Source organism: Bradyrhizobium algeriense, from assembly GCF_036924595.1.
Taxonomy (GTDB): domain Bacteria; phylum Pseudomonadota; class Alphaproteobacteria; order Rhizobiales; family Xanthobacteraceae; genus Bradyrhizobium; species Bradyrhizobium algeriense.
Window position 1 is genome coordinate 7,612,235 of the sequence record NZ_JAZHRV010000001.1, and the last position, 22,214, is coordinate 7,634,448.

Consider the following 22,214-nt stretch of genomic DNA (forward strand, 5'->3'; position numbering starts at 1 on the left):
TCTACCGCGAATACTGCCGTGCCCGCCTTGCCGAAATGCGGACGCAACTTCTGATCTCGCCTGCGAGGCACGAGGTCCAGGAAGCGATTTGCGATGCAAAGGATGCTGTCAGTGCGACGGCGGATCGCTCGACAGAAGAACTTCCCAGTCGCCAGAGTGGCCCGCCGGTTCGCGGGCGCTAACGCGGATCTATCCACCCACCGGCCACGGAGCAGCGCGCGCCGCTACGACCCCGGAAGTCGCCACGACGCGACTTCCGGGTTCAAATTGGTCGAGCGCTCGGTCTTACTTGTGTAATGGCGACGCCGGAGATCGCGAGCAGCCCACCGACAATCAACTTTGGGGTCATGCGGTCGCCAAGGAACAACACGCTCGAAATCAAGGCGAACACCGGAAGCAGCAGACCAAAGGGTGCGACGCGGCCCATGGAACATCGGGCAATCAGCCAGAACCAAAGTCCGAACCCAGCAATTCCTCCGATGAAAATCGTGTAGGCGAGTGCCAGCCAGCCACGTTCATCTGCCGTGACAAGGCTTGCCAGTTGTCCATGTTCAATGAGTAACGACATCAACATGACCTGCGGCACCGTGAGTAGCGACGACCACCCCATCAACATCAAGGGATCAAAAGGGCCGTAGCGTTTCGTCAGGACGTTGGACACCGCGAAAGCGAAGGCTGCTCCGACCACAAGCAGCAGCGGAAGCGTGTTTGCCGACAGGCCAGGCTCGGCCGCCAACACGACCACGCCAACGAATGCAATCAGCACTCCGGCGGACGTGGCGAGAGACGGTCTCTCCGCGAGCAGCGGCCACGCTAACAGGACGGTGAAGGGCGTAGTGAGTTGATATGCGACGGCCGACATGCTTCCCGAGCCGAGCCCAAGGCCAACATAGAAGAGCCCGAAGTTCAGTCCACCAAGGAAAATCGAAATAGCTGCGATAGGGCCGAACTGTTGACGCGCGGGCCTTTTGACGAACGGAACAAGCAGCAGCGCGATGGCCAGGAAGCGCAGTGCGAGGAAGAAGAGAGGCGGAAACTCCGTTACACCCACTTTGATGGCCACGAACTGATAACCCCAGAGCAAGGGAACGGCCACCGCGCAGACGATCTGGATGGCAGACATGGTATCCTTCCTTTCAAGACCGATCGGTCTACATATCGGCGCGCCAATAGAGGAGGCGCCGCCCATGGGTTGTTTACCTGATGAAGCGGTCGAGAAGAGCGTCAGCGGTGGCTTGCGATGTGATCCGTGTCGGCGCCGTTTTGCCGACCACTCGCAGCCCCTCAACGAAACAGACGAGAATTTGGGCGGCGCTTGAAGGCTCAACGCCATCGGCCAACTTGCCCGCCGTCTTCGCACGGGAAAGTGCATGGGCCACCCTGGCCTCCATGGCTTTGAAAAAGCCCGCGATGCGACGACCAACTTCAGCATCCTGGCCAGCCAGTTCCATGGCTGTGGCCACCAGCAGGCATCCGCGCCGACCATTGGTACCGGTCGTGCGGTCAACGTAGCCGGCAAGGTAGGCCCGCAGGCCGTCGACCGGCTCTCTGCGGGGGTCAAGTTCGATATCCATCCGTGTCAGGGCATCGGCAATGTAGCGATCAAGCGCACGCAAGAAGAGCGAGTGCTTGTCACCGAACGCGGCGTAAAGGCTGCCACGCGAGAGCTTCGTCGCGCGAAGAAGGTCCGGGAGCGCCGTGGCGTGATAGCCGCGCGACCAGAACACACCCATCGCGCGTTCGACAGCGGCTTCCACGTCAAAACTTCGGGGGCGGCCACGGGGCAACTGCACTGGGGTTTGGCGGCTCATTGCTAATATATAGACCAATTGGTCTATATATCGCAAGTGACGCTTCGACTCCAACAAGCGACATTAGCCTTGCGCCCGGCAGCAAAGCGCGGCTGGCAGTTCCGGTTGATCGATTTTACACTCGGTTGTGGGTTGGAGCGGCTATGGTGCAAGAGCGATCAGGACGGCTCCGGCGCGGGACGCATAGCGGTTTTCAAGCCAGCTGTTGCGCCGGGTCGGCGCCGTACAGGTTCGGCCCCTTGGTGCCCGGCAGAATGCCGAGCTCGACGATGCCCCATAGCGCGGGCGGAAGGCACGCAAAAATCAGGATCGAGCCGGTCAAGAAATCTCCGCTCCGGCCGGTGCTGGGGTCGTTAAAGAGGTAGATGCTGAAGCCGCCACAGAACAGGGCGAAGGGGAGCAGCCAGAAAACCAGCAGCCAGCCGTTCTTGTTGCGGTCGTGCAATCGCTTGCTGCCCACGGCCAGTATCGGCCACAGGCTTAAGAGCCATGTGAATTGCGAGGTCAAGGCGACCATCAGGACGGCCGTCTCTTCGCTGTCGAGGAGAAAGGGGGCGAAGGTCGAGATCAGCACCGCGACGGTCAGGGCGAGGATCGCCAGCCAATAGGTGCGGCGGCCGATCCGGCCGTCGAAGCTGAAGAGGATCTTCCGCAGTTTCATCGCATCCTCGCCAGGGGCGTCCTCTCGGGTGCTTTGATTGGTCGGTGCGGCGGCAGATTTGGTTCGAAACGGAGTTCCTTCAGGCAGGCGGGCAACTTCGTGAAGTTCGAGTCTCACCGCTACTTGCGGGAAATAGCCGCCGCCCTCTGCTTGCGGCAAGATGATCGACGTCTCCTTCGGGTCACATTTCCAGAAGTGACCGCGATCGACCGCCAGGTCCGCTTTTTCTCAACGAACCGACATCGTCAGCTTCACCGCTTTGGTCCGAAAAGGGGCCAAGAGCCGCCCTTCGTAGAAAATGCAACTTTTAGCCTTTACCGTTGCTTCAAGCCCGCCTTGTTAAACTCATACGCCCTGTCCATGCAACCCAACGGGCCGCAATCTTGAACCACAATTCCAGTTCGTCTGCCTTCAACGCCCGTCGGCTTCGCCTCTGGCTCGCGATCCTTGCGCCCGGCGATCTGTCCGTGAACGAGGCCGCGACGGCGCACCCCGGAAGCGCGATGATGACTGGAGTGGGAAGCCCCAACGACGTGTTGTGGTCGCAGATGGAACAGGCCGGCTGGACACGTCGGATAGCGATCGATGATCTGCCTACGGCACGCGTAACAAGCAGCTACGCCTTCACCGACGCAGGCGCGCGCGCTGTGACGAAGGAACTTACTGCGATTGTCACTGTAAAAATCCAGATGATGGGGATGGTGAAGGGCTTCGATCCACGCACCGCACCGGAGCTCGTGCAACAGCTGTGTGGCGCCTTCAGCTGGCTGGCCCTGAGAACAGCATCTCAACTCGCCCTCGCAAAGGAGGCGAGGCCCGCAAGCGGAGAAGCTCAAGCTCGGCAGCATGCCTGCATCCTGGCACTGGACGAGATAAACAAGGGCGTTGCAATGGCCGGACTGTATATCGCCGACGCCATTGCGCATGGCCCCGACAGCGATGCGGGGCGGGACTGCTTGGAGCGGACCACCGCAGGCCTGCGCTATGCCGAGCAATGTCTGACACAGTGGGCGACCGAGATGCGCGCCGAGCAATCCGGCAGTTCCTCACTCCCAACCTGAATTTCGCCAGGAGAAGCGCGCGGACGGCTAACTGAGGTCTGCCTTGAGGCCAAGAATGGACTTCGCATCTTCGCCGCTCGTCATAAGGTTTATGGACCCTATTTCTTTCTGCCTCGCAGATTGCTTCTTTGTTTGAGGGCCCTCAATGGTCGGCCAGCGGATGGCGGCGCAGGCTGCGGATCAGGTGTGTAACCATTGAAGTCTGCAAGGCAGATATCAAATCCTTTGGCACTTCTATGCATTAGGAGGCCATTCAGAGTGAACACCAATCTCCCATTCTGATCGCGTCCCGACCAGTCCGAGCCTTCAACTTCTTCGGATGAGACATGGTGAGGTCCATCGCCAAAAGTGATGGAAATCCCAGCGCCGGGATGATCAGGGTGAGCGCTCATATGCGCCCTGATGATAGCGCTGCGAGTATTTGTGAAACGACCGCCCCCTCCACACGTTGTCCCCTGAGGCCATAGCCCTATAGCGGTCAGCCAGGGAGTGCGACTGATTGCCGTCCAGGCATCAGTATAACTTGTACGCAGGCGGCTCCCTTGATGCGCGAAGTACAAAAGTAGCTCTCCATCAGGAGACAAGTCGCACTTCTCGGGATAAATGCGTCCCTTAAACCAAGCTCCGCTGTAAAAGGTGTCATTCTGAGTATTCCAGCGAATGACGTGACACCACCTTGCCGGTCCGCGCCTAAAAATCACTGCTTCATGCGCGCTCTTCGCAAAAATGACGAATAGTCTGGGTGGCGTCGGCGATGGAAGCATTTATACCTGCCGGAAATTGCCGTTGCTCTCGCACTCGGATCGCTCATCAAGGTACCGAAGCGCGACAATAATAGAAGCTGCGACACCAACAATCGGCACGTCGCCGCCGCAGGATCGTCATTGATCCCGCGGCGACGCGATAAATTTATGCGACTTCCTGTTGCCGCGCCGGCTCGGCCGGCGTCGCAAGCTCCTTGGCAAGCTTGGTCGCGCCGACATAGTCGGTCTTGCCGGAGCCCAGCAGTGGCACGTTGCCGACCACGTGGATATCCGCCGGCACCGCCAGTTCGGACGCGCCGACGGTCTTGGCCTGGCGCTGCATCGCCGGGCGTTCGGCATCCTTTTGCGTGGTCAGGAGCACGATCCGCTCGCCCTTGCGCGCATCGGGAATCGATACCGCAACCGACATCGCCTGCGGCCACAGCGCTGCGGCCATGGCTTCGACCGCCGACAGCGAGACCATCTCGCCGGCAATCTTGGCGAAGCGTTTGGCGCGGCCCTTGATGGCGATGAAACCCGCTGCATCGATGGTGACGATGTCGCCGGTGTCGTGCCAGCCGCCGGCGAGCGGCTCCAGCACACCGGGATTTTCCGCACGGAGATATCCCAGCATGACGTTGGGCCCGCGCACCGACAGACGTCCGCCTTCCTCGATGCCGGGGACCGGATCGAGGCGGGCTTCCATCAGCGGCGACAGCCGGCCGACGGTGCCCGGACGATTTGCCATCGGCGTGTTCATCGCGAGCACGGGCGCGGTCTCGGTGACGCCGTAGCCTTCGAGGACGCGGATGCCATAGCGCTCCATATACACTTGCCGCGTGCGGTCCTTCACCGCTTCCGCGCCGGCAATCACGAGGCGCAGGGTGCGGAAGTCGTAGGCATGGGCCGAGCGCGCATAGCCGGAGAGGAAAGTATCCGTGCCGAACAGGATGGTGGCGCTGGTCTGGTAAATCAGTTCCGGCACGATCCGGTAATGCAGCGGCGACGGATACATGAAGATCGGAATGCCGGCCAGCATCGGCATCATCATCCCGCCCGTCAGGCCGAAGGAGTGGAACACGGGCAGCACGTTGAACACCTTGTCATTGGCATTGGCATCGACCCGCGCCAGGGCCTGGGCCGCATTGGCGAGGATGTTGCGATGGGAGAGCACGACACCCTTGGGCGTGCCTTCCGACCCTGACGTGAACAGGACGACCGCCGGATCGTCCGCCTTGCGGGCGGTGCGGGGTGCAGTGCCGGCGAGCAGGCCGCGGATCTTGTCGAGCGCACCGATCGAGGCGCGGACATCCTCGAGATACACGACCCTGGCCTTGTCGGCGATGGCGGTAATGAGCTTGTCGAGCTTGCCCTTCTCGATGAAGGCCTTCGAGGTCAGCACGGTCTTGACTTGCGCGGCCTGCATCGCCGCCAGCACATTGACCGGACCGGCGGAGAAATTGAGCATCGCGGGCACGCGGCCGATGCTCTGTAGCGCCATGAACACGACGGCGACGCCGGCCGAGTTCGGCAGCAGCACGCCGACATTCTCGCCGATTGTCGTGCCGTTCTCCAGCTTGCGGCTCAGCACCTGCGCGCCGAGGATCAACTTGCGATAAGTCAAGCTGGTGCCGAGCGCGTCCTCGATGATCGGCTTGCCGGTATCGCGGTCGCGATGGGCATGGGCCAGCGCTTCGAACAGGGTCTGATCCAGCATGGCGTTCTTGACCATGGCGTCGATCATGACGTCCTGCAGCGCCGCGCCTGCCGCGTTACGGCGGGTCTTGCCCTTCAGCGCCGGGTCGACCGGCAATTTGACCGGCGGCAGGATCGTGATCGTCACCTTGGGGAACCACGAGCGCTTGATCTCGCCGTTCTTCAGGTAGCTCAGATGCGAACGCTGCGCGCCCTCGATGCGGACGGGCACAACGACTGCATCGGCCTTGTCGGCGATCATCGCGGTGCCGTCATAGACCTTCATCAGCGAGCCTGACACCGTGATGCGGCCCTCGGGAAAAATCACGACCGGCTCGCCCGATGCCACCAGCTTGATCAGGTCGCGCGCCGCCAGCGGCTTAGTCGGATCCATGGTGTAGTGCTTGATCAGCTTCAGGAACGGCTTCGCCCACCACGCCTTGGAAATCCCGGTGTCGACGGCAAAGCTGGCGTCGATCGGCAGCGTGGCATGCAGCAGCGGGCCATCGATCAGGCTGACATGGTTCGGCGCGATCAGCATGCGGGTGCCGGCCGGCGGCAGATTCTCCATGCCGCGGACCTCCACACGAAACAGCGCACGAAACAGCAGCGCGCCGAAGTCGCGCACGCCTTCGCGGCCCCATTTGCCGAGCACGAACCAGACCGAGCCGAAGCTTGCGATCGCAAGGCCGAAGAAGATCCAGGCGACCGGAAGGCCAAGCGCCTGCAATCCCGCGACGAGCAGCGAGCCGACCACCATGAAGGCAGCCTGCAGCACGTTGCCGGCGGCGATCACGCGGGCCCGTTCCGACGGCGCGGACCATGCCTGGACGGCGGCGAAGGACGGCACCACGAACAAGCCGCCGCCAACGGCGAACATGAAGAAGTCGGCAAGCATCCGGACACCCGCGAAGGAGGTGGTGAATGCGGCTGCCGTTACGTCGGTTCCGTGCACCGTGCTTCCGATGGCCCAGGCCAGATCGAGACCGACGATGCCCATCACGATGGCGCCGATCGGCACCAGCGCGAGATTCGGACGCACGTGGCTGAGCTGCGCGGCAACCAGCGAGCCCGCGGCAATACCGATCGCGAACACGGCGAGGCAGACCGTCACGACGCCTTCGGTGCCGCCGATGCCGCCCTTGACCAGCGCGGGCAGCAACGACAGCACGATCGCGCCGACCATCCAGAACCAGGACACAATCAACATGCCGTCCCACAGGCGCGGTTCGGCGTAGAGCGTCTTCAAAAGGTGAACGGTGGAGGTCCAGGGATTGGCCGTGATCGGCAGATCAGGCGCGGACGGCTGGCTTACGGGGATACGGGCCGCGAACACCCAGGACAGGATCGATAGCCCGACCACGGCCAGGCAAATCCACCCCATATGCGAGGCGCCTGCGACAAACAATGCGCCGGCGATCGTGCCGATCAAGATCGCCATGAAGGTCGCGCCCTCGACAAGGGCGTTGCCGGTTGCGAGTTCGGAAACCGACAGCTGGTCGGGAAGGATCGCGTATTTCACCGGGCCGAACAAGGCAGCTATCATGCCGAACAGCGCGAGCGCCACGAACAGCAATGGGATCGAATGCATGTAGAAGCCGGCGGCCGCAAAGCAGGCGGCAAATATTTCGGCGAACTTCAGGCGTCGCGCGACGGCCATTTTGACGAATTTGTCGGCCAGTTCGCCGCCGAGCGCCGAAAGCACGAAAAAGGGAAAGATGAAGACCGCACCGGCCAGCGTCACCAGTGGAGCGCCCTCCTCAGTGGCCACGCCATAGAGCAGCATGATAACGAGCGCATTCTTCAGCACATTGTCGTTCAAGGCCGAACAGAATTGCGACCAGAACAGCGGGGCGAAGCGGCGAGAGGACAGCAATTCCTTGATCATGACTATTTCCTGTTACTTCCGGCGGGCATCCCGGATGTGGTCTGCAAATCGTGAGCTACTAATGTGAGCGTCGTCGGTGGTGCGAAGGTTGTGGCCAATGCGCGAAGTGGTCGCCGGGCACGGTGCATCGAAAGGTTGTACGGAAAGTTATCCGGACATTGTCGCGCGGAACTTGCTGGACGGTTTGCCGCGGCATAGTGACCCCATTCTTACGATTGGAGGCACATTTGAACGAAAGCGGCGGCGCCTCAGGTCAGGTAGTGCAGGGAGGCGAACGGCGACAGCGAGCGCTGCCACGGGCTGCGAGGACGATGGGCCTTCATCATCGCGCGCAGGCGACGCGCCGACTGCCGGCGGGCCAGAACGCCGCCGACATCGCAGGCGCTGGCAATGCGCTCGATCGGCGCGGTGGCGATGTGGACGATAATCTTGCCAAATCCCTTCACGAGTTCGATGGCATCGTCGACGAAAGTGGTGGTCAGCTGGGAAACAAGGGTTTGCATCGGGGTGGCCTCCGGGTTAAATGAACATTGTTCAAAATGTATAGGGCAAACGTGAGCATTGCTCAAGAAGAATCTTTGCGGGAACGCAAAAAAACTTTGCGGCGCCATCTCATGATCGAGATCGCCCGTGGCTCTATTGCCGCTAACGGATTGAGATCATTGAAGGTTCGGGATGTCGCGGAGGCCGCCGATTGCTCGATCGGAAGCGTCTACAACGAGTTCGGAGACTTCGACGGCCTGATCCTGACCGTGAATCGCGAGACGGTTCGGGCCCTGACCGCCCGCCTGGTCGCGGTCCCTGCCGACGACCCGGTTCGCCAGCTCCACGGATTGGCCGAGAGCTACCTGACGTTCGCAACTGATCACGCCAATCTTTTGCGCTCGCTGTTCGAACACCGGATGGAGGGCGACCGGCCATTCCCCGAAGACATCCTACTGATGGTGATGCAGGCGTTTGCGCTGATGCATGAGCCGCTGGTCCGGCTCTTGCCCGACCGGGATCCGGAAGAGGTGGCGTTGCTGGCGCGCATGATGTTCTCCGCCGTGCACGGCATCATCTCGCTCGGCCTGGAGGAGCGAATGGTCGCGGTGCCGCCGGAAAAGCTGCGCCAACAGTTGGCGCAGTTCGTGGATACACACTTGGCGGGGTTGGGCATCCCCCTTGGCAAAGCGCGAGACGGCGAGGTCTGACCCTGCCGCGCGAGTGCCTTTCCAGCTCGCCAGTTCAGGAACCGCGCAACAATTCGCTGATCACATTGAACTGGCTGTCGCGAAACTCGACCATATAGCCGTCCTTGATCGGACGGTAGTCCGTCGGCGAGGTATTGAGTTTCACCCCTGGCATCAGCATCGGCAGTGCGACGCCCTTGAGGTTGGCCGCCTGCGCCATGATGTTTTCGCGGCTGAGGTCGTTCTTGCACTGGGTGAGCACCACGACCAGCGCCTGGGCAACCATGTAGCCATAGCCCGCCGCCATGTTGGCCGGATCGATATTGGGCAGCCGCGCCTTCATGAAATCCCGGTAGGTGACCAGGTCTGCGTCGGTGGAATCAGCTGAATAGGGCTTTAGCGCCCCGACCGACATGATGCCGGTCGCGGCTTCGAGCCCGGCCGGCACCATCACCGTTTCCTTGTTGGCGCAGCCCGAGGAGATGAACCGCATCGGACGCCAGCCGGTTTCGTACGCCTTTCGGATCGCCTGCGCACACGCACGCGGCGTCACACTGTAGATCAGGAAGACGTCGGCCTTGGTGTTGGCGAGCGTGAGGATCTGCGAGTCCACCGTGGGATCGGCGACTTCGAAACTCGCAGCCATCGCGATCACCTTGTCGGCATCAGCGCCGAGCGCTTCCTTGACACCGCGCAGATAATCCTTTCCGGCGTCGTCGTTCTGATAAAGGATCGCAAAGCGCGCATTGGGATTCCTGGCGCGGGCGAAGCGCACCTCGATGCCGGCTTCCTCGACATAATTGGGCGCCCAGGGCAGCGCCATCAGCCAGCGCTGATTGGTCGGGTCGTTCCATTTCGATGCCGAGCTGATCAGGAACAGATGCGGCACCTTGGCGCCGTTGAGATACTTCGCGGTCGCCGAACTCGGCGCGGTGCCCATGGTTCCGAACATGAAGGCGACGCCGTCATTCTCGACCAGCCGGCGCGTCGCCTCGACCGTCTTCGGCGGCGAAAAACCGTCGTCGAGCGAGATCATGTTGAGCTTGCGTCCGTTGACGCCGCCCTTCTCGTTGATCAGGTCGAAATAGGCCGCAAAAGCCTTGCCGGTGACGCTGAGCGCCGACGCCGGGCCGCTATACGGCATGATGTTGCCGAACTTGATCTCGGTGTCTGATATACCGGGCTGCTGGGTTGCGGCTGTTGTCGCAGCAGTCAGGGAGAGTAACGTTGAAAAGAAGGCGACCGGGACGAACTTGCTCGATCGGATCATGCTTCATCCTCCCCGGCGAATGGCCGACAATGTTGTTGTTGGTTTTGAACCAAGGCTAGGGCATGCTCGGGCAACCGGTCTTGCGTTCAGTTGCTGCACACAGCGCGCGTCGGGTTCGCTGGTGCGGCAGGCCGCGTCTGCACGATCATGCCAGCCGCTCAACGCAAGTTTGCGAGAGGCAAAACGGGGCATCGTGATCCTTTCGGAGGAAGCCATGCTGGAGCGAACGAAAGCGCAAAGCCCGTTCTATACGGCCGAGCACGAAGCGTTCCGCGACGTGATGCGCCGCTTCGTGTCGCGCGAGATCGAGCCCTATGCTCATGAATGGGACGAGGCCGGCGAGTTTCCGCGCGAGCTTTATCGGAAAGCTTCCGAGATCGGCCTGCTGGGGCTCGGCTTCCCGGAAGAATACGGCGGCGTGCCCGCCGACCAGTTCATGAAGATCGTGGCATCGCAGGAGCTGGCGCGCGCCGGCGCGGGCGGGGTCAGTTCGAGCCTGATGAGCCACACCATCGGTTCGCCGCCGATCGCGCGCGCCGCGAGGCCTGAGGTCAAGGCGAGGGTGCTGCCGCAAGTGCTGTCGGGTGAGAAGATTTCGGCGCTCGCGATTACCGAGCCCAGCGGCGGCTCCGACGTCGCCAATCTCAGAACCAGGGCGCGGCGTGACGGCGACCATTATGTCGTCAGCGGCGAGAAGACGTTTATCACCTCAGGGATTCGAGCCGACTATCTGACGGTCGCGGTGCGCACCGGCGGCGAGGGGCCGGGCGGCGTCAGTTTGTTGTTGATCGAGGGCGACACGCCGGGCCTGTCGCGCACGAAGCTGAAGAAGATGGGCTGGTGGGCGTCCGACACCGCCACGCTGCATTTCGACGAGTGCCGCGTAAGGTGCGAAAACCTGATCGGCGAGGAGGGCCAGGGTTTCAAGATCATCATGCACAATTTCAACAGCGAGCGCATGGGCATGGCGGCAAGCTGCACGGCCTATGCCCGCGTCTGCGTCGAGGAGGCGATTGCCTATGCCAAGGAGCGCAAGACTTTTGGCAAGCCGATCGCGCAGCACCAGGTGATCCGTCACAAGCTGGTCGACATGGCGCAGAAGGTGGCGGCGTCGCAGGCGATGCTGGAAATGCTGGCGTGGCGGCTCGGGCAAGGCGAGAGCCCGGTCGCCGAAATCTGCATGATGAAGAACCAGGCCACCCAGACCATGGCGTTCTGCGCCTCCGAGGCCGTTCAGATTTTTGGCGGTGCCGGCTTCATGCGCGGCGTCAAGGTCGAGCGCATCTACCGCGAGGTCAAGGTCAACGCCATTGGCGGCGGCACCGAGGAGATCATGAAGGATCTCGCTTCGAGGCAGATGGGATTATGAAGGAAACAAGATGCTCTTCACCGCCGACCACGACGAACCTCGCCGTATCCTGCAAAAGTTCATCGCCGCCGAAATAAACCCGTTCGTCGATGAATGGGAGAAGGCCGACATCTTCCCCGCGCACGAATTGTTCAAGAAGCTCGGCGATCTCGGCTTTCTCGGCCTCAACAAGCCGGTCGAATTCGGCGGGCAGGGGCTCGATTACTCCTACGCGTTGATGATGGCCGAAGAGCTCGGCGCCATCAAATGTGGCGGCGTGCCGATGGCGATCGGCGTGCAGACCGATATGGCAACGCCTGCGCTGGCGCGGTTCGGTTCAGATGAAGTGCGACGCGAGTTTCTTAGCCCCGCGATTGCGGGAGATGCGGTCGCCTGTGTCGGTGTTTCAGAGCCCGGCGCCGGTTCCGATGTCGCCTCGATCAAGACCCAGGCGCGCTCCGATGGTGATGATTACGTCATCAATGGCGGCAAGATGTGGATCACCAACGGCGTGCAGGCCGACTGGATCTGCCTGCTCGCCAACACCAGCGACGATCAGGTCCACCGCAACAAGTCGCTGATCTGTGTGCCGATGAAAGCCAAGGGCGTGCAGGTCGCGCGCAAGCTCGACAAGATGGGCATGCGCTCGTCCGACACCGCGCAGATCTTCTTCGACAACGTCCGGGTGCCCAAGCGCAACCGCATCGGCGAGGAGGGCAAGGGCTTTACCTACCAGATGGTGCAGTTCCAGGAGGAGCGGCTGTGGGGCGCGGCCGCCTGCCTCAAGGCGCATGAATTCATCATCACCGAGACGATCGAATACACACGCAATCGAAAGGCGTTCGGAAAGTCGATCCTCGATAACCAGACCGTTCATTTCAAGCTTGCGGAGATGCAGACCGAGGTCGAGCTGTTGCGCGCGCTGGTCTACCGCGCCGCCGAGGCGTTGATCGCGGGCGAAGACGTGACACGGCTCGCCACCATGGCCAAGCTCAAGGCGGGTCGTCTGGGGCGTGAACTCACCGATGCCTGCCTGCAGTTCTGGGGCGGCATGGGCTTCATGAACGAGACGCCGGTCAGCCGGGCCTATCGCGACAGCCGCCTGACCTCGATCGGCGGCGGCGCCGACGAGGTGATGCTGACAGTGCTGTGCAAGATGATGGGCACGCTGCCGAAAAACTAATAAAAGCCCGATCAGAACTCACGAGGGAATGCCTGATGATCACGCTCTATCACTGCGACGGCGCACGCTCATTCCGTCCGCTCTGGATGCTCGAAGAGATGGGCTTGCCCTATGAGCTGAAAATGCTGCCGTTCCCGCCACGCGTGTTCGCAAAGGAATATCTTGCGATCAATCCGCTCGGCACCATTCCGTTCATGATCGACGGCGAGACCAAAATGACGGAATCCTCCGGCATCTGCTATTACCTCGGCACCAAATATGGTCCGACGCCGCTGGTGGTCGGGCAGGACGACCCCGCCTATGGCGCGTTCCTGAACTGGATGTATTTCAGCGACGCCACGCTGACCTTTCCGCAAACGCTGGTGCTGAGATACAGCCAGCTCGAACCGGAGGAGCGGCGGAACCCGCAGGTGGCCGGCGATTACGCGAAATGGTTTTTGGGCCGGCTGCGCGCTGTCGAGGCAGCCACCGCGAATGCCGAAACCTTGTGCGCCGGCCGGTTCACTGCGGCCGACATCGTCAACGGCTATGCATTGCGGCTGGCGGGCAATATTGGCCTGGCTAAGGATTTTGGCCCCAATGTCGCCGCCTATTGGGCCCGGTTGCAGGAACGTGACGGGTACCAGCGGGCGATTGCCGCGGAACGCAGGGCCGGCGTCGAGCAGAACGTGGCACCTCGGATCCGGGCCTGACGGAGCCCCCGTCATTCCGGGATGGTCCGAAGGACCAGACCTCAGATGCGCAATCGCGCATCGGGGAATCTCGAGATTCTCAGGGGCGCAAGGGCGCCCCATAGTTCGCTTCGCGCCCCGGAATGACAACTCTTCTATCGGTGACAGTCCCCAATTTTCCGCTATGGTTGACCCCATCGCAGCGGCCAAAGAGCCGCGCGAGGAGGACACACCATGGACGATGTCGGCCACAAATCCGGCCATCTGATGCTGATCACCCCGGAGCGCGTGTTCTATGCTGGCCTGCTCGGCCGCCCGCGCCAACGCTGTTCGGGCGCCTTCAACATCTATGTCTCGATCGAGGGCGGTCTCTGGCTCACCACCGCCGATGGCCGGGAAACCCATGGCGAAATGGTCGCCCTGTTGCCGAACATCAGGCACACCATCGCCAGCGATTATCGCTCGGTGCTCAGCGTCGTGATCGAGCCGGAGAGCGTTCGCCCCGGTGTGCTCGAAGACCTCGCACGGCGTCTCGCGGGACCCGAAGGCGCAGCGTTCACCAGCCGCATCCGCGCCGCCTATCGCGAACTGCGCGAGCATCACGCCGGCAATGAATATTCCAGCGCCGAATTCGATTGCCTGTGCCTTGGCGAGGCCCTGCCGCAGCGCATACTCGATCCGCGCGTGGTGCGCGCGATTCTGCAGATCGGAAAATTCTCCGGCGAGCCGGTGACGGCAGCGAGCTGCGCCGCGGAGGCGGGACTATCTCCGTCGCGCTTCCTGCATTTGTTCAAGGAAGAGACCGAAATATCATTCCGCTCCTTCCGCGCCTGGAAGCGCGCGCGGCATCTGCTGCACTTCGCCAACCAGGACATCAACCTTGCGCATCTCGCGCAGGATATCGGCTATCCCGACTCCACGCATTTCAGCCACTCGATCCGCCGCTTCTATGGCTTGAAGCCGCGCGCGATCTTTTCAGGTTCGCGCGATCTGGCGATCTATAGCCACCGCCATGCCGCCGCCGACAATAGCGGGTGGACGCAAGAAGCCGGCTGATGCCGGACGCATGATCGCGCCGGACATTTTCGCGATCCCTCGCGTCCCGCTTTCGAAGGTTGATCTATGGGCGACAAGGCCGTCATTACCTGTGCGCTGAACGGCGTGCTGACCGATCCGAAGCAGCACAATGTGCCGGTTACGCCGGAGCAGATGGCGCGGGAGGCCAGGGCCGCGTTCAACGCCGGCGCCAGCATCATGCATGTCCATCTGCGCCAGCAGGAGCCAAACAAGGGACATCTGCCGTCATGGGACGTCAACGTCTCCAAAGAGATCCAGCAGGCGATTCGCGAGGCCTGCCCCGGCGTCATCATCAACCACACCACGGGCACGTCGGGGCCCAAGTATCAGGGCGCGCTCGACTGCGTGCGCGAAACCAAACCCGAAATCGCCGCCTGCAATGCCGGCTCGCTGAATTATCTCAAGGTGAAGTCCGACAACACCTGGGCATGGCCGCCGATGATGTTCGATAACGCGGTCGAGAAGGTGCAGGACTATCTCGACGTGATGAACGAAGCGGGCACGATCCCCGAGTTCGAATGCTTCGACGTCGGCATCGTGCGCTGCGTCGGCATGTACAGGCAGACCGGGATGTATTCCGGCCCGCTCGAGTATAATTTTGTGATGGGCGTCGCCTCCGGCATGCCGGCTGATCAGGAATTGCTGCCGATCCTGTTGAAGCTGAAACTGCCGGAAGCGCATTGGCAGGTGACTGCGATCGGCCGCGCCGAAATCTGGCCGCTGCACCAGCGCTGCGCCGATCTCGGCGGGCATCTGCGCACCGGGCTCGAAGATACTTTCTATCTTGGCGACGGCACCAAAGTGACTTCGAACGGGCAGTTGATCGAGGCGATCGCTGCCTGCGCGCGGCGCGCGGGCCGCGAGATCGCGAGCCCCGCCGAAGCGCGGCAGATCTTTGGGACGAGGCATTGACCGTCTTGGCCGTCGTCATTGCGAGCGAAGCGAAGCAATCCATCGTGACGCACAAAAGGTATGGATTGCTTCGTCGCTTCGCTCCCTTGCACGAACGCTTCGCGTTTGTCGCAGGCTATGACGAGCGGGAGAGGTTATGGCAGTAATCGAATCAACCATCGTTCCCTCCAGCGCCGCCTTCAAGGCCAATCGCGACGGCATGCTGGCGCTGATCACACGCATGCGCGCCCTCGAAGATCGCACGCGCACCGCTTCCGCCGCGGCCAAGGACCGCTTCCACAAGCGCGGGCAGTTGCTGCCGCGCGAGCGCGTAGCGCTGGTGCTCGACCCCGGATCGCCCTTCATCGAACTGTCGACGCTCGCCGGCTACATGTTCGACGTGCCGGATGCGGACAAGAGCGTGCCCGGCGGCGGCGTGATCGCCGGCATTGGTTTTGTCTCAGGCATCCGCTGCATGGTGAGCGCCAATGATTCCGGCATCGATGCCGGCGCGCTGCAGCCGTACGGCCTCGACAAGACGCTGCGGGTACAGGAGCTGGCGCTGGAGAATAAGCTGCCTTACGTGCAGCTCGTCGAAAGCGCCGGCGCCAATCTGCTGCGCTACCGCGTCGAGGATTTTATCCGGGGCGGCAACATCTTTCGCAATCTGGCGCGGCTGTCGGCGGCGGGGTTGCCTGTCGTCACCGTGACGCATGGATCGTCGACGGCAGGCGGCGCTTATCAAACGGGGCTCTCGGATTACATCGTGATGGTGCGCGGCCGCACCCGCGCTTTCCTCGCCGGGCCGCCACTGTTGAAAGCCGCGACGGGCGAGATTGCGACAGAGGAAGAGCTCGGCGGCGCCGAGATGCACACGTCCATCTCCGGTCTCGGCGACTATCTGGCCGAGGACGATCGCGACGCGCTGCGCATCGCGCGCGACATCATGGCCAATCTGGAATGGGATCGGCCGAAGCCTGCGGAAGTTTCCTTCAAGCCGCCGCGCTACGATGCGGAGGAATTGCTCGGCATCATGCCGATGGATCACAAGCGTCCGGTCGATATGCGGCAGGCGATCGCACGATTTGTCGACGATTCCGACTTCACTGAGTTCGGCGCAAACTATGGTCCCGCCACCGTATGCGGCCACGCCCGCATCGAGGGGCAGGCGATCGGGATCATCACCAATAACGGCCCGCTCGATGTGCCCGGCGCCAACAAGGCGACGCATTTTATTCAAGCCTGCTGCCAGTCGCGTACGCCGATCCTCTATATGAACAACACGACGGGCTACATGGTCGGCAAGGCCTACGAAGAGGCCGGCATGATCAAGCACGGCTCCAAGATGATCCAGGCGGTGACGTCGGCCACCGTGCCGCAGATCACGATCTATTGCGGCGCCTCGTTCGGTGCCGGCAATTACGGCATGTGCGGGCGCGGCTTCCATCCGCGCTTCTGCTTTTCCTGGCCGAACGCCAAGACCGCCGTGATGGGCGGCGAGCAGGCGGCGGAAACCATGGCGATCGTGACTGAGGCCGCAGCGGCGCGGCGCGGCAGGCCGATCGAGAAGGAGAAGCTCGATGCCATGAAGGCGCAGATCACGGGCGTGTTCGATGGCCAGATGGACGTGTTCTCGACCAGCGCGCGGGTGCTTGACGACGGCGTGATCGATCCGCGCGATACCCGCAGCGTGCTAGCCGAGGTGCTGGCGATCTGCCGCGAGGCCGAGATCCGCTCACCACAGCGCATGCAATTCTCGGTCGCGCGGCCATGAGCGGAACTGAATTGAAGCGAACGCCGTTCTTCAAGATCCTGATCGCCAACCGCGGCGAGATCGCGCTGCGGATCATGCGCACTGCGCGCCGGCTCGGCTATGGCGTGGTTGCCGTCTATTCCGATGCCGACCGCGACGCGCTGCATGTCCGAGAGGCCGATCAGGCGGTGCGGATCGGGGAGGCGCAGCCGGCGCAATCCTATCTGCGGATCGATGCGATCATCGCCGCCGCGAAAACCAGCGGCGCAAGCGCGATTCATCCGGGCTACGGCTTCCTCGCCGAGAACGAGGATTTCGCGCAAGCCTGTCGCGATGCCGGACTGGTTTTCATCGGTCCGTCGCCGGAGGCGATCCGGGCGATGGGCAACAAGGCGGGCGCCAAGGACATCATGCAGAAGGCGGGCGTACCTATCGTGCCCGGCTATCAGGGCGCGGACCAGAGCGACGCGACGATGCTGGCGGAGGCCAGGAAGATCGGCGTCCCCGTCATGATCAAGGCGGTCGCCGGCGGTGGCGGGCGCGGCATGCGGCTGGTCACGGATGCGGCAGCATTTCCGGATGCGCTGCGCAACGCGAGGTCGGAGGCGCAGGGCGCGTTCGGCGATCCCGCCGTCATACTCGAACGCGCCATCGTAAATCCCCGGCATATCGAGATTCAGGTGTTCGGCGACCGCTACGGCAACGCCATTCATCTCGGCGAGCGCGATTGCTCGGTGCAACGCCGGCATCAGAAACTGATCGAGGAAGCGCCGTCGCCGAAGGTGACGCCGGAACTGCGGGCGCGGATGGGCGCGGTCGCCGTCGCTGCGGTCAAGTCGATTGGCTATGAGGGCGCCGGCACGCTGGAGTTCCTGCTCGATCCGGGCGGCGAGTTCTACTTCATGGAGATGAACACGCGGCTGCAGGTCGAGCATCCCGTCACCGAGGCCGTCACCGGGCTCGATCTCGTCGAACTGCAATTGCGTATTGCAGCCGGCGAGCCGCTCGGGCTCAGGCAGGAGGATGTCAAATTCTCCGGCCATGCCATCGAAGTGCGGTTGTGCTCGGAGGACGCCAATCACGATTTCATGCCGCAGTCCGGCACAATGGCGTTGTGGCAGATGCCGGATGGGGTGCGCGTCGAGCATGCGCTGCAATCCGGTTCCGAAATCCCGCCGTTCTACGATTCGATGATCGCCAAGATCATCAGTCATGGCGCCGACCGCAGCGAGGCGCGGGGCCGGTTGATCTGCGGTCTGGAGCAGACGGCCGCGTTCGGCGTCACCACCAATCAGGGATTTTTGATTTCCTGCTTGCGTCATCCGGGCTTTGCCAAGGGCGAAGCGACCACGGCCTTCATCGGCAACCATCGCGACGAACTGTTGGCGCCGCGCGCCAACGCCAACGCGGAGGCCGCGTTGGCGGCCTTGTTGCTCTACGTCACCAATCCCCATGCGCCACCCTGGCGCAGCGGGCGCAGTCTGGCAGCGACGTTTCCGCTGACGATGCGGATCGATCTCGGCCATGGCGCGCACGAGGTGGATATCGTGCGGGAGCGCGATGGCGGGTATGCCGCCGCCGTCGATGGCAGTGAGCTTCGTTTCGAGATTGACGAACTCGGCCGCGATGCGATCCGCTTCCGCACCGACGGCATGATGGAGTCGGCAAGATTCCTGCGCGATGGCGACTGCCTCTATGTTCTGCACCGCGGAGCGACGATTGCGGTCCGCGACCTGACGCTGGCAGCGCCGGCCTCGGCTGCGGCGGCCGGTGGCGATGGCAAGGTGCGCGCGGCGATGAACGGCCGCGTGGTCGCGGTGCTGGTCAAGCCTGGTGAACAGGTTGTGGCCGGCCAGCCGGTGATGACGCTGGAGGCGATGAAGATGGAGCATGTACACATGGCGGGCGTCGCCGGTACGGTGTCGTCCATCGATGTTGCCGAGGGCGAGCAGGTGACGACGGGCAGGATCGTCGTGGAAATTGCAGCGGCGTAGGTGCGTAGGGTGGGCAAAGCGTAAGCGTGCCCACCATTTCACGCACAGCAAGAATGGTGGGCACGTCGCTACGCTCCTTTGCCCACCCTACGAAACCTACTCCGGTCGCCCCGTTCCGTCGTTCAGCCAGCACGCTACCTCATGCCGTTCGCCAGCCGCCACCAGCGCCGGCCGCTCCACCTTGCAGCGGTCCATGGCATAGCGGCAGCGGGTGTGGAAGGCGCAGCCGGACGGCGGGTTGATGGGACTCGGGACGTCGCCGTCGACCATGGGCGCCAGTTTCTTCGCTTTGGGATCGGCGATCGGGACCGAGGCCAGCAGCGCCTGCGTATAGGGATGACGCGGGTTGGCAAACAATTCGCTCTTGTCCGCGATCTCGACGATGCGCCCGAGATACATCACGGCGACGCGGTGGCTGATATGGGCGACGACGGCGAGGTCGTGGGCGATGAACAGGTAGGAAAAATCATTCTTGCGCTGCAGGTCGATCAACAAATTGATCACCTGCGCCTGGATCGAGACGTCGAGCGCCGATACGGGCTCGTCGCACACGATCAGGCTTGGCCCAAGCGACAATGCCCGCGCAATGCAGATGCGCTGCCGCTGCCCGCCCGAGAACTGATGCGGATAGTTCTTCATCTGGTCGGAACGTAGCCCGACCTGCGCGAATAGTTCGGCGACGCGTTCCTGTTGCGCGCGGCCGGTCGCAAGGCCGTGCACGCTGAGCGGTTCGCCGACGATATCGCCCGCGGTCATGCGCGGATTGAGCGAAGCAAATGGATCCTGGAACACGATCTGCATCGAGCGCCGATGCGGCCGCATCTCGGCCTTGCTCAGGCCAGTAATGTCGGTGCCGTTCAATTTGATAGTGCCGCTGGACGGCTCCACCAGCCGCAGCACGCTGCGCGCGACCGTCGATTTGCCGCAGCCGGACTCGCCGACCAGTCCCAGCGTCTCGCCCTTGCCGACGGAGAAGCTGACGCCATCGACGGCGTGCACGGTGCCGACGCGACGTCGCAGCACGCCGCCGCGCACCGCGTAATGCTTGACGAGGTCGGTAACCTCCAGCAACGGGCGTTGATCGGTCATGGCGCGCCTACCAATTCTGTCGCGCGCCAGCACGCCGCAAAATGATCACCGTCGACTTCCTGTAGCGGCGGGTATTCTGCGCGACAGCGATCGACGGCGAGGCTGCAGCGCGGCGCAAAGGCGCAGCCCGGCGGCAGGTTGGTCAGCGACGGCACCATGCCGGGAATTTCGTTCAGTCGTGCGTCGGTCTTGGCGCCGAATGAAATCACCGCCGGCATCGAGGCCATAAGCCCGCGCGTATACGGGTGCTTCGGATTCTCGAACAGGTCTTCCACGGTCGCTTCCTCGACCTTCTTGCCGGCATACATCACGATGACGCGCTGCGCGGTCTGCGCCACCACGCCGAGATCGTGCGTGATCAGGATCAATCCAGTTCCGAGCGTCTTCTGCAGATCGACGATCAGCGCCAGGATCTGCGCCTGGATCGTCACGTCGAGCGCGGTGGTCGGCTCGTCCGCAATCAACAGCGCCGGCCGGCACGCCAAGGCCATCGCGATCATCGCGCGTTGCCGCATGCCGCCGGAAAGCTGATGCGGATATTCCAGCGCGCGGCGTTCCGGCTCGGGAATGCGGACGAGGCGCAGCATCTCGACCGCCTTGGCCCACGTCTCCCTGGAGGTCATTTCCCGGTGCAGGCGCAGCACTTCGGTGATCTGGTCGCCGATCCGCATCACGGGATTGAGCGAGGTCATCGGCTCCTGAAAAATCATCGAGATCCGGTTGCCGCGGATCTTGCGCATCTCGGCCTCGTCGAGGCCGAGCAGGTCGGTCCCTTCCAGCGTCACCGAGCCGCCGACCACCCGCCCGGGCGGGTCCGGCACCAGCCGCATCACCGACAGCGCAGTCACGCTCTTGCCGCAGCCGGATTCGCCGACGATCGCCAGCGTCTCGCCGCGGCGGACGCTGAACGAGACATCGTCGACCGCGCGGAACAGACCTGAGTTGGTGAAGAACACCGTCTGCAGGTTCTTCACATCGAGAACCATGTCGTCCTTCTGCGCCTCGGTCATCAGCCGCGCTGCCTCGGGTCGAGGATGTCGCGAAGCGCGTCGCCGAACAGATTGGTGCCGAACACCGCAAGGCTGATGGCTACTCCCGGGAAGATCACCAGCCACGGCGCGGTGCGGACATATTCCGCCGCCGATTCCGACAGCATGCGTCCCCAGGACGGATAGGGTTCGGGAATGCCGAGGCCGAGGAACGACAGCGAGGCTTCGGTGAGGATGGTGGAGCCGAGTTGCGCGGTCGCCAGCACGATCAGGGGCGCCAGCGTATTGGGCAGCACGTGGCGCAGCGCGATGCGGGTCTCGCTCATGCCGATCGATTTTGCGGCCTCGACGAACGGCAGTTCGCGCAGCGCCAGCGTATTGGCGCGAATGACGCGGGCGACCGTCGGGATCAGCGGGATCGCAATCGCGATGATGACGTTCGGCAATGACGGCCCGAGCGCCGCCGTCATCACCAGCGCCAGCACCAGCAAGGGCAGGGCCTGCAGAATGTCGGTGATGCGCTGGAATAGCAGGTCGACCCAGCCGGACAGATAGCCCGATGCAAGGCCGACGACGACGCCGATTGACGATCCCAGCGCGGTGGCGCCGATGCCGACCGCCAGCGAAATCCGCGCGCCGTGGACGATCCGGCTCCAGACGTCGCGGCCGAATGAATCGGTTCCCATCCAGTGCGCCGCGCTGGGCGAGGCCAGCCGTTGCGCGGAATCGACGCTGAGTGGATCGTAACGGCAGATCAGGTCGGCCGAGATCGCCATCCAGACGAACATCACCATGATGACAAGGCCGATCGTGCCGAGCAGATAGCGCTGCGCCAGAAACAGCAGACGGCGCCAGCCATGCGTCGAATGGGCGCCGGCCCGTCTTAACTCGCTGTCGAAATTGATCGTGGTCAAGCGG

Annotated in this window: 18 protein-coding genes; 9 read left to right on the plus strand and 9 right to left on the minus strand. The window is 62.8% G+C overall.

The annotated features are described in order from the left end of the window. Nucleotides 1-262: 262 nt before the first annotated feature. The 3 genes from V1286_RS36495 to V1286_RS36505 form a co-directional block, all read right to left on the minus strand. A complete protein-coding gene (locus tag V1286_RS36495; RefSeq protein ID WP_334488489.1) occupies nt 263-1,123 on the minus strand; it encodes a DMT family transporter in 861 nt (286 codons plus the stop codon). A 73-nt stretch (nt 1,124-1,196) separates the two neighbouring features. After that, nucleotides 1,197-1,811 carry a TetR/AcrR family transcriptional regulator gene (locus tag V1286_RS36500; RefSeq protein ID WP_334488492.1) on the minus strand — a complete coding sequence of 205 codons (615 nt, stop codon included), beginning with the start codon at nt 1,809-1,811 and terminating at the stop codon, nt 1,197-1,199. Between the two features lie 193 nt (nt 1,812-2,004). Further along, nucleotides 2,005-2,631: a DUF805 domain-containing protein gene (locus tag V1286_RS36505; RefSeq protein WP_334488496.1), complete on the minus strand. Its 627-nt coding sequence runs from the start codon at nt 2,629-2,631 to the stop codon at nt 2,005-2,007. A 224-nt stretch (nt 2,632-2,855) separates the two neighbouring features. On the opposite strand from V1286_RS36505, the gene V1286_RS36510 reads away from it, so the two are divergent. After that, the gene (locus tag V1286_RS36510) at nt 2,856-3,533 is read left to right on the plus strand and encodes a hypothetical protein (protein WP_334488499.1); all 678 of its coding nucleotides are present in this window, start codon (nt 2,856-2,858) and stop codon (nt 3,531-3,533) included. A 909-nt stretch (nt 3,534-4,442) separates the two neighbouring features. Here V1286_RS36510 and V1286_RS36515 read toward each other — a convergent pair. Both V1286_RS36515 and V1286_RS36520 read right to left on the minus strand, forming a co-directional pair. After that, the gene (locus V1286_RS36515) at nt 4,443-7,859 is read right to left on the minus strand and encodes an acyl-[ACP]--phospholipid O-acyltransferase (protein ID WP_334488501.1); all 3,417 of its coding nucleotides are present in this window, start codon (nt 7,857-7,859) and stop codon (nt 4,443-4,445) included. Nucleotides 7,860-8,107: 248 nt separating this feature from the next. Further along, on the minus strand, nt 8,108-8,362 hold the full coding sequence (locus tag V1286_RS36520; RefSeq protein ID WP_334488503.1) for a hypothetical protein: 255 nt from the start codon (nt 8,360-8,362) through the stop codon (nt 8,108-8,110). A gap of 111 nt (nt 8,363-8,473) precedes the next feature. Between V1286_RS36520 and V1286_RS36525 the strand changes: the two genes are divergently transcribed. Continuing rightward, on the plus strand, nt 8,474-9,052 hold the full coding sequence (locus V1286_RS36525; RefSeq protein WP_334488506.1) for a TetR/AcrR family transcriptional regulator: 579 nt from the start codon (nt 8,474-8,476) through the stop codon (nt 9,050-9,052). A gap of 34 nt (nt 9,053-9,086) precedes the next feature. On the opposite strand, the gene V1286_RS36530 is transcribed toward V1286_RS36525, so the two are convergent. Beyond that, nucleotides 9,087-10,301: an ABC transporter substrate-binding protein gene (locus V1286_RS36530; RefSeq protein WP_334488508.1), complete on the minus strand. Its 1,215-nt coding sequence runs from the start codon at nt 10,299-10,301 to the stop codon at nt 9,087-9,089. Between the two features lie 214 nt (nt 10,302-10,515). Here V1286_RS36530 and V1286_RS36535 point away from each other — a divergent pair, with 214 nt between their 5' ends. The 7 genes from V1286_RS36535 (at nt 10,516) to V1286_RS36565 (ending at nt 19,218) form a co-directional block, all read left to right on the plus strand. Further along, nucleotides 10,516-11,670, plus strand: coding sequence for an acyl-CoA dehydrogenase family protein (locus V1286_RS36535; protein ID WP_334488510.1), 1,155 nt, complete (start codon nt 10,516-10,518; stop codon nt 11,668-11,670). Nucleotides 11,671-11,680: 10 nt separating this feature from the next. Further along, nucleotides 11,681-12,832, plus strand: a complete 1,152-nt coding sequence (locus V1286_RS36540; protein ID WP_334488513.1) for an acyl-CoA dehydrogenase family protein — start codon at nt 11,681-11,683, stop codon at nt 12,830-12,832. Nucleotides 12,833-12,867: 35 nt separating this feature from the next. Then, a complete protein-coding gene (locus V1286_RS36545; protein ID WP_334488516.1) occupies nt 12,868-13,524 on the plus strand; it encodes a glutathione S-transferase family protein in 657 nt (218 codons plus the stop codon). 213 nt (nt 13,525-13,737) lie between these two features. Next, nucleotides 13,738-14,559, plus strand: coding sequence for a helix-turn-helix domain-containing protein (locus V1286_RS36550; RefSeq protein WP_334488519.1), 822 nt, complete (start codon nt 13,738-13,740; stop codon nt 14,557-14,559). Between the two features lie 66 nt (nt 14,560-14,625). Further along, nucleotides 14,626-15,492: a beta-keto acid cleavage family enzyme gene (locus V1286_RS36555; RefSeq protein WP_334488522.1), complete on the plus strand. Its 867-nt coding sequence runs from the start codon at nt 14,626-14,628 to the stop codon at nt 15,490-15,492. A 136-nt stretch (nt 15,493-15,628) separates the two neighbouring features. Continuing rightward, on the plus strand, nt 15,629-17,245 hold the full coding sequence (locus V1286_RS36560; RefSeq protein WP_334488524.1) for an acyl-CoA carboxylase subunit beta: 1,617 nt from the start codon (nt 15,629-15,631) through the stop codon (nt 17,243-17,245). Then, a complete protein-coding gene (locus tag V1286_RS36565) occupies nt 17,242-19,218 on the plus strand; it encodes an acetyl/propionyl/methylcrotonyl-CoA carboxylase subunit alpha (protein ID WP_334488527.1) in 1,977 nt (658 codons plus the stop codon). The genes V1286_RS36560 and V1286_RS36565 overlap by 4 nt, the downstream gene beginning before the upstream one ends. Before the next feature lie 96 nt (nt 19,219-19,314). Here the strand turns inward: V1286_RS36565 and V1286_RS36570 are convergent, their stop codons facing one another. The 3 genes from V1286_RS36570 to V1286_RS36580 are packed head-to-tail and all read right to left on the minus strand — an operon-like array spanning nt 19,315 to nt 22,210. Next, the gene (locus tag V1286_RS36570) at nt 19,315-20,307 is read right to left on the minus strand and encodes an ABC transporter ATP-binding protein (protein WP_334488530.1); all 993 of its coding nucleotides are present in this window, start codon (nt 20,305-20,307) and stop codon (nt 19,315-19,317) included. After that, nucleotides 20,304-21,317 (minus strand): ABC transporter ATP-binding protein, encoded by a 1,014-nt coding sequence (locus tag V1286_RS36575; RefSeq protein ID WP_334488532.1) that lies wholly within the window; start codon nt 21,315-21,317, stop codon nt 20,304-20,306. Before V1286_RS36575 ends, V1286_RS36570 begins: the two co-directional genes overlap by 4 nt. Beyond that, nucleotides 21,317-22,210 (minus strand): ABC transporter permease, encoded by an 894-nt coding sequence (locus V1286_RS36580; protein WP_334488535.1) that lies wholly within the window; start codon nt 22,208-22,210, stop codon nt 21,317-21,319. The genes V1286_RS36575 and V1286_RS36580 overlap by 1 nt, the downstream gene beginning before the upstream one ends. Between the last annotated feature and the right edge of the window lie 4 nt (nt 22,211-22,214).

Coding starts and splice junctions, on each gene's coding strand:
- V1286_RS36540 (WP_334488513.1), top strand. CDS start 11,681: ATGCTCTTCACCGCCGACCACGACGAACCTCGCCGTATCCTGCAAAAG.
- V1286_RS36525 (WP_334488506.1), top strand. CDS start 8,474: ATGATCGAGATCGCCCGTGGCTCTATTGCCGCTAACGGATTGAGATCA.
- V1286_RS36495 (WP_334488489.1), bottom strand. CDS start 1,123: ATGTCTGCCATCCAGATCGTCTGCGCGGTGGCCGTTCCCTTGCTCTGG.
- V1286_RS36530 (WP_334488508.1), bottom strand. CDS start 10,301: ATGATCCGATCGAGCAAGTTCGTCCCGGTCGCCTTCTTTTCAACGTTA.
- V1286_RS36500 (WP_334488492.1), bottom strand. CDS start 1,811: ATGAGCCGCCAAACCCCAGTGCAGTTGCCCCGTGGCCGCCCCCGAAGT.
- V1286_RS36515 (WP_334488501.1), bottom strand. CDS start 7,859: ATGATCAAGGAATTGCTGTCCTCTCGCCGCTTCGCCCCGCTGTTCTGG.
- V1286_RS36555 (WP_334488522.1), top strand. CDS start 14,626: ATGGGCGACAAGGCCGTCATTACCTGTGCGCTGAACGGCGTGCTGACC.
- V1286_RS36550 (WP_334488519.1), top strand. CDS start 13,738: ATGGACGATGTCGGCCACAAATCCGGCCATCTGATGCTGATCACCCCG.
- V1286_RS36520 (WP_334488503.1), bottom strand. CDS start 8,362: ATGCAAACCCTTGTTTCCCAGCTGACCACCACTTTCGTCGACGATGCC.
- V1286_RS36575 (WP_334488532.1), bottom strand. CDS start 21,317: ATGACCGAGGCGCAGAAGGACGACATGGTTCTCGATGTGAAGAACCTG.
- V1286_RS36535 (WP_334488510.1), top strand. CDS start 10,516: ATGCTGGAGCGAACGAAAGCGCAAAGCCCGTTCTATACGGCCGAGCAC.
- V1286_RS36545 (WP_334488516.1), top strand. CDS start 12,868: ATGATCACGCTCTATCACTGCGACGGCGCACGCTCATTCCGTCCGCTC.
- V1286_RS36565 (WP_334488527.1), top strand. CDS start 17,242: ATGAGCGGAACTGAATTGAAGCGAACGCCGTTCTTCAAGATCCTGATC.
- V1286_RS36560 (WP_334488524.1), top strand. CDS start 15,629: ATGGCAGTAATCGAATCAACCATCGTTCCCTCCAGCGCCGCCTTCAAG.
- V1286_RS36570 (WP_334488530.1), bottom strand. CDS start 20,307: ATGACCGATCAACGCCCGTTGCTGGAGGTTACCGACCTCGTCAAGCAT.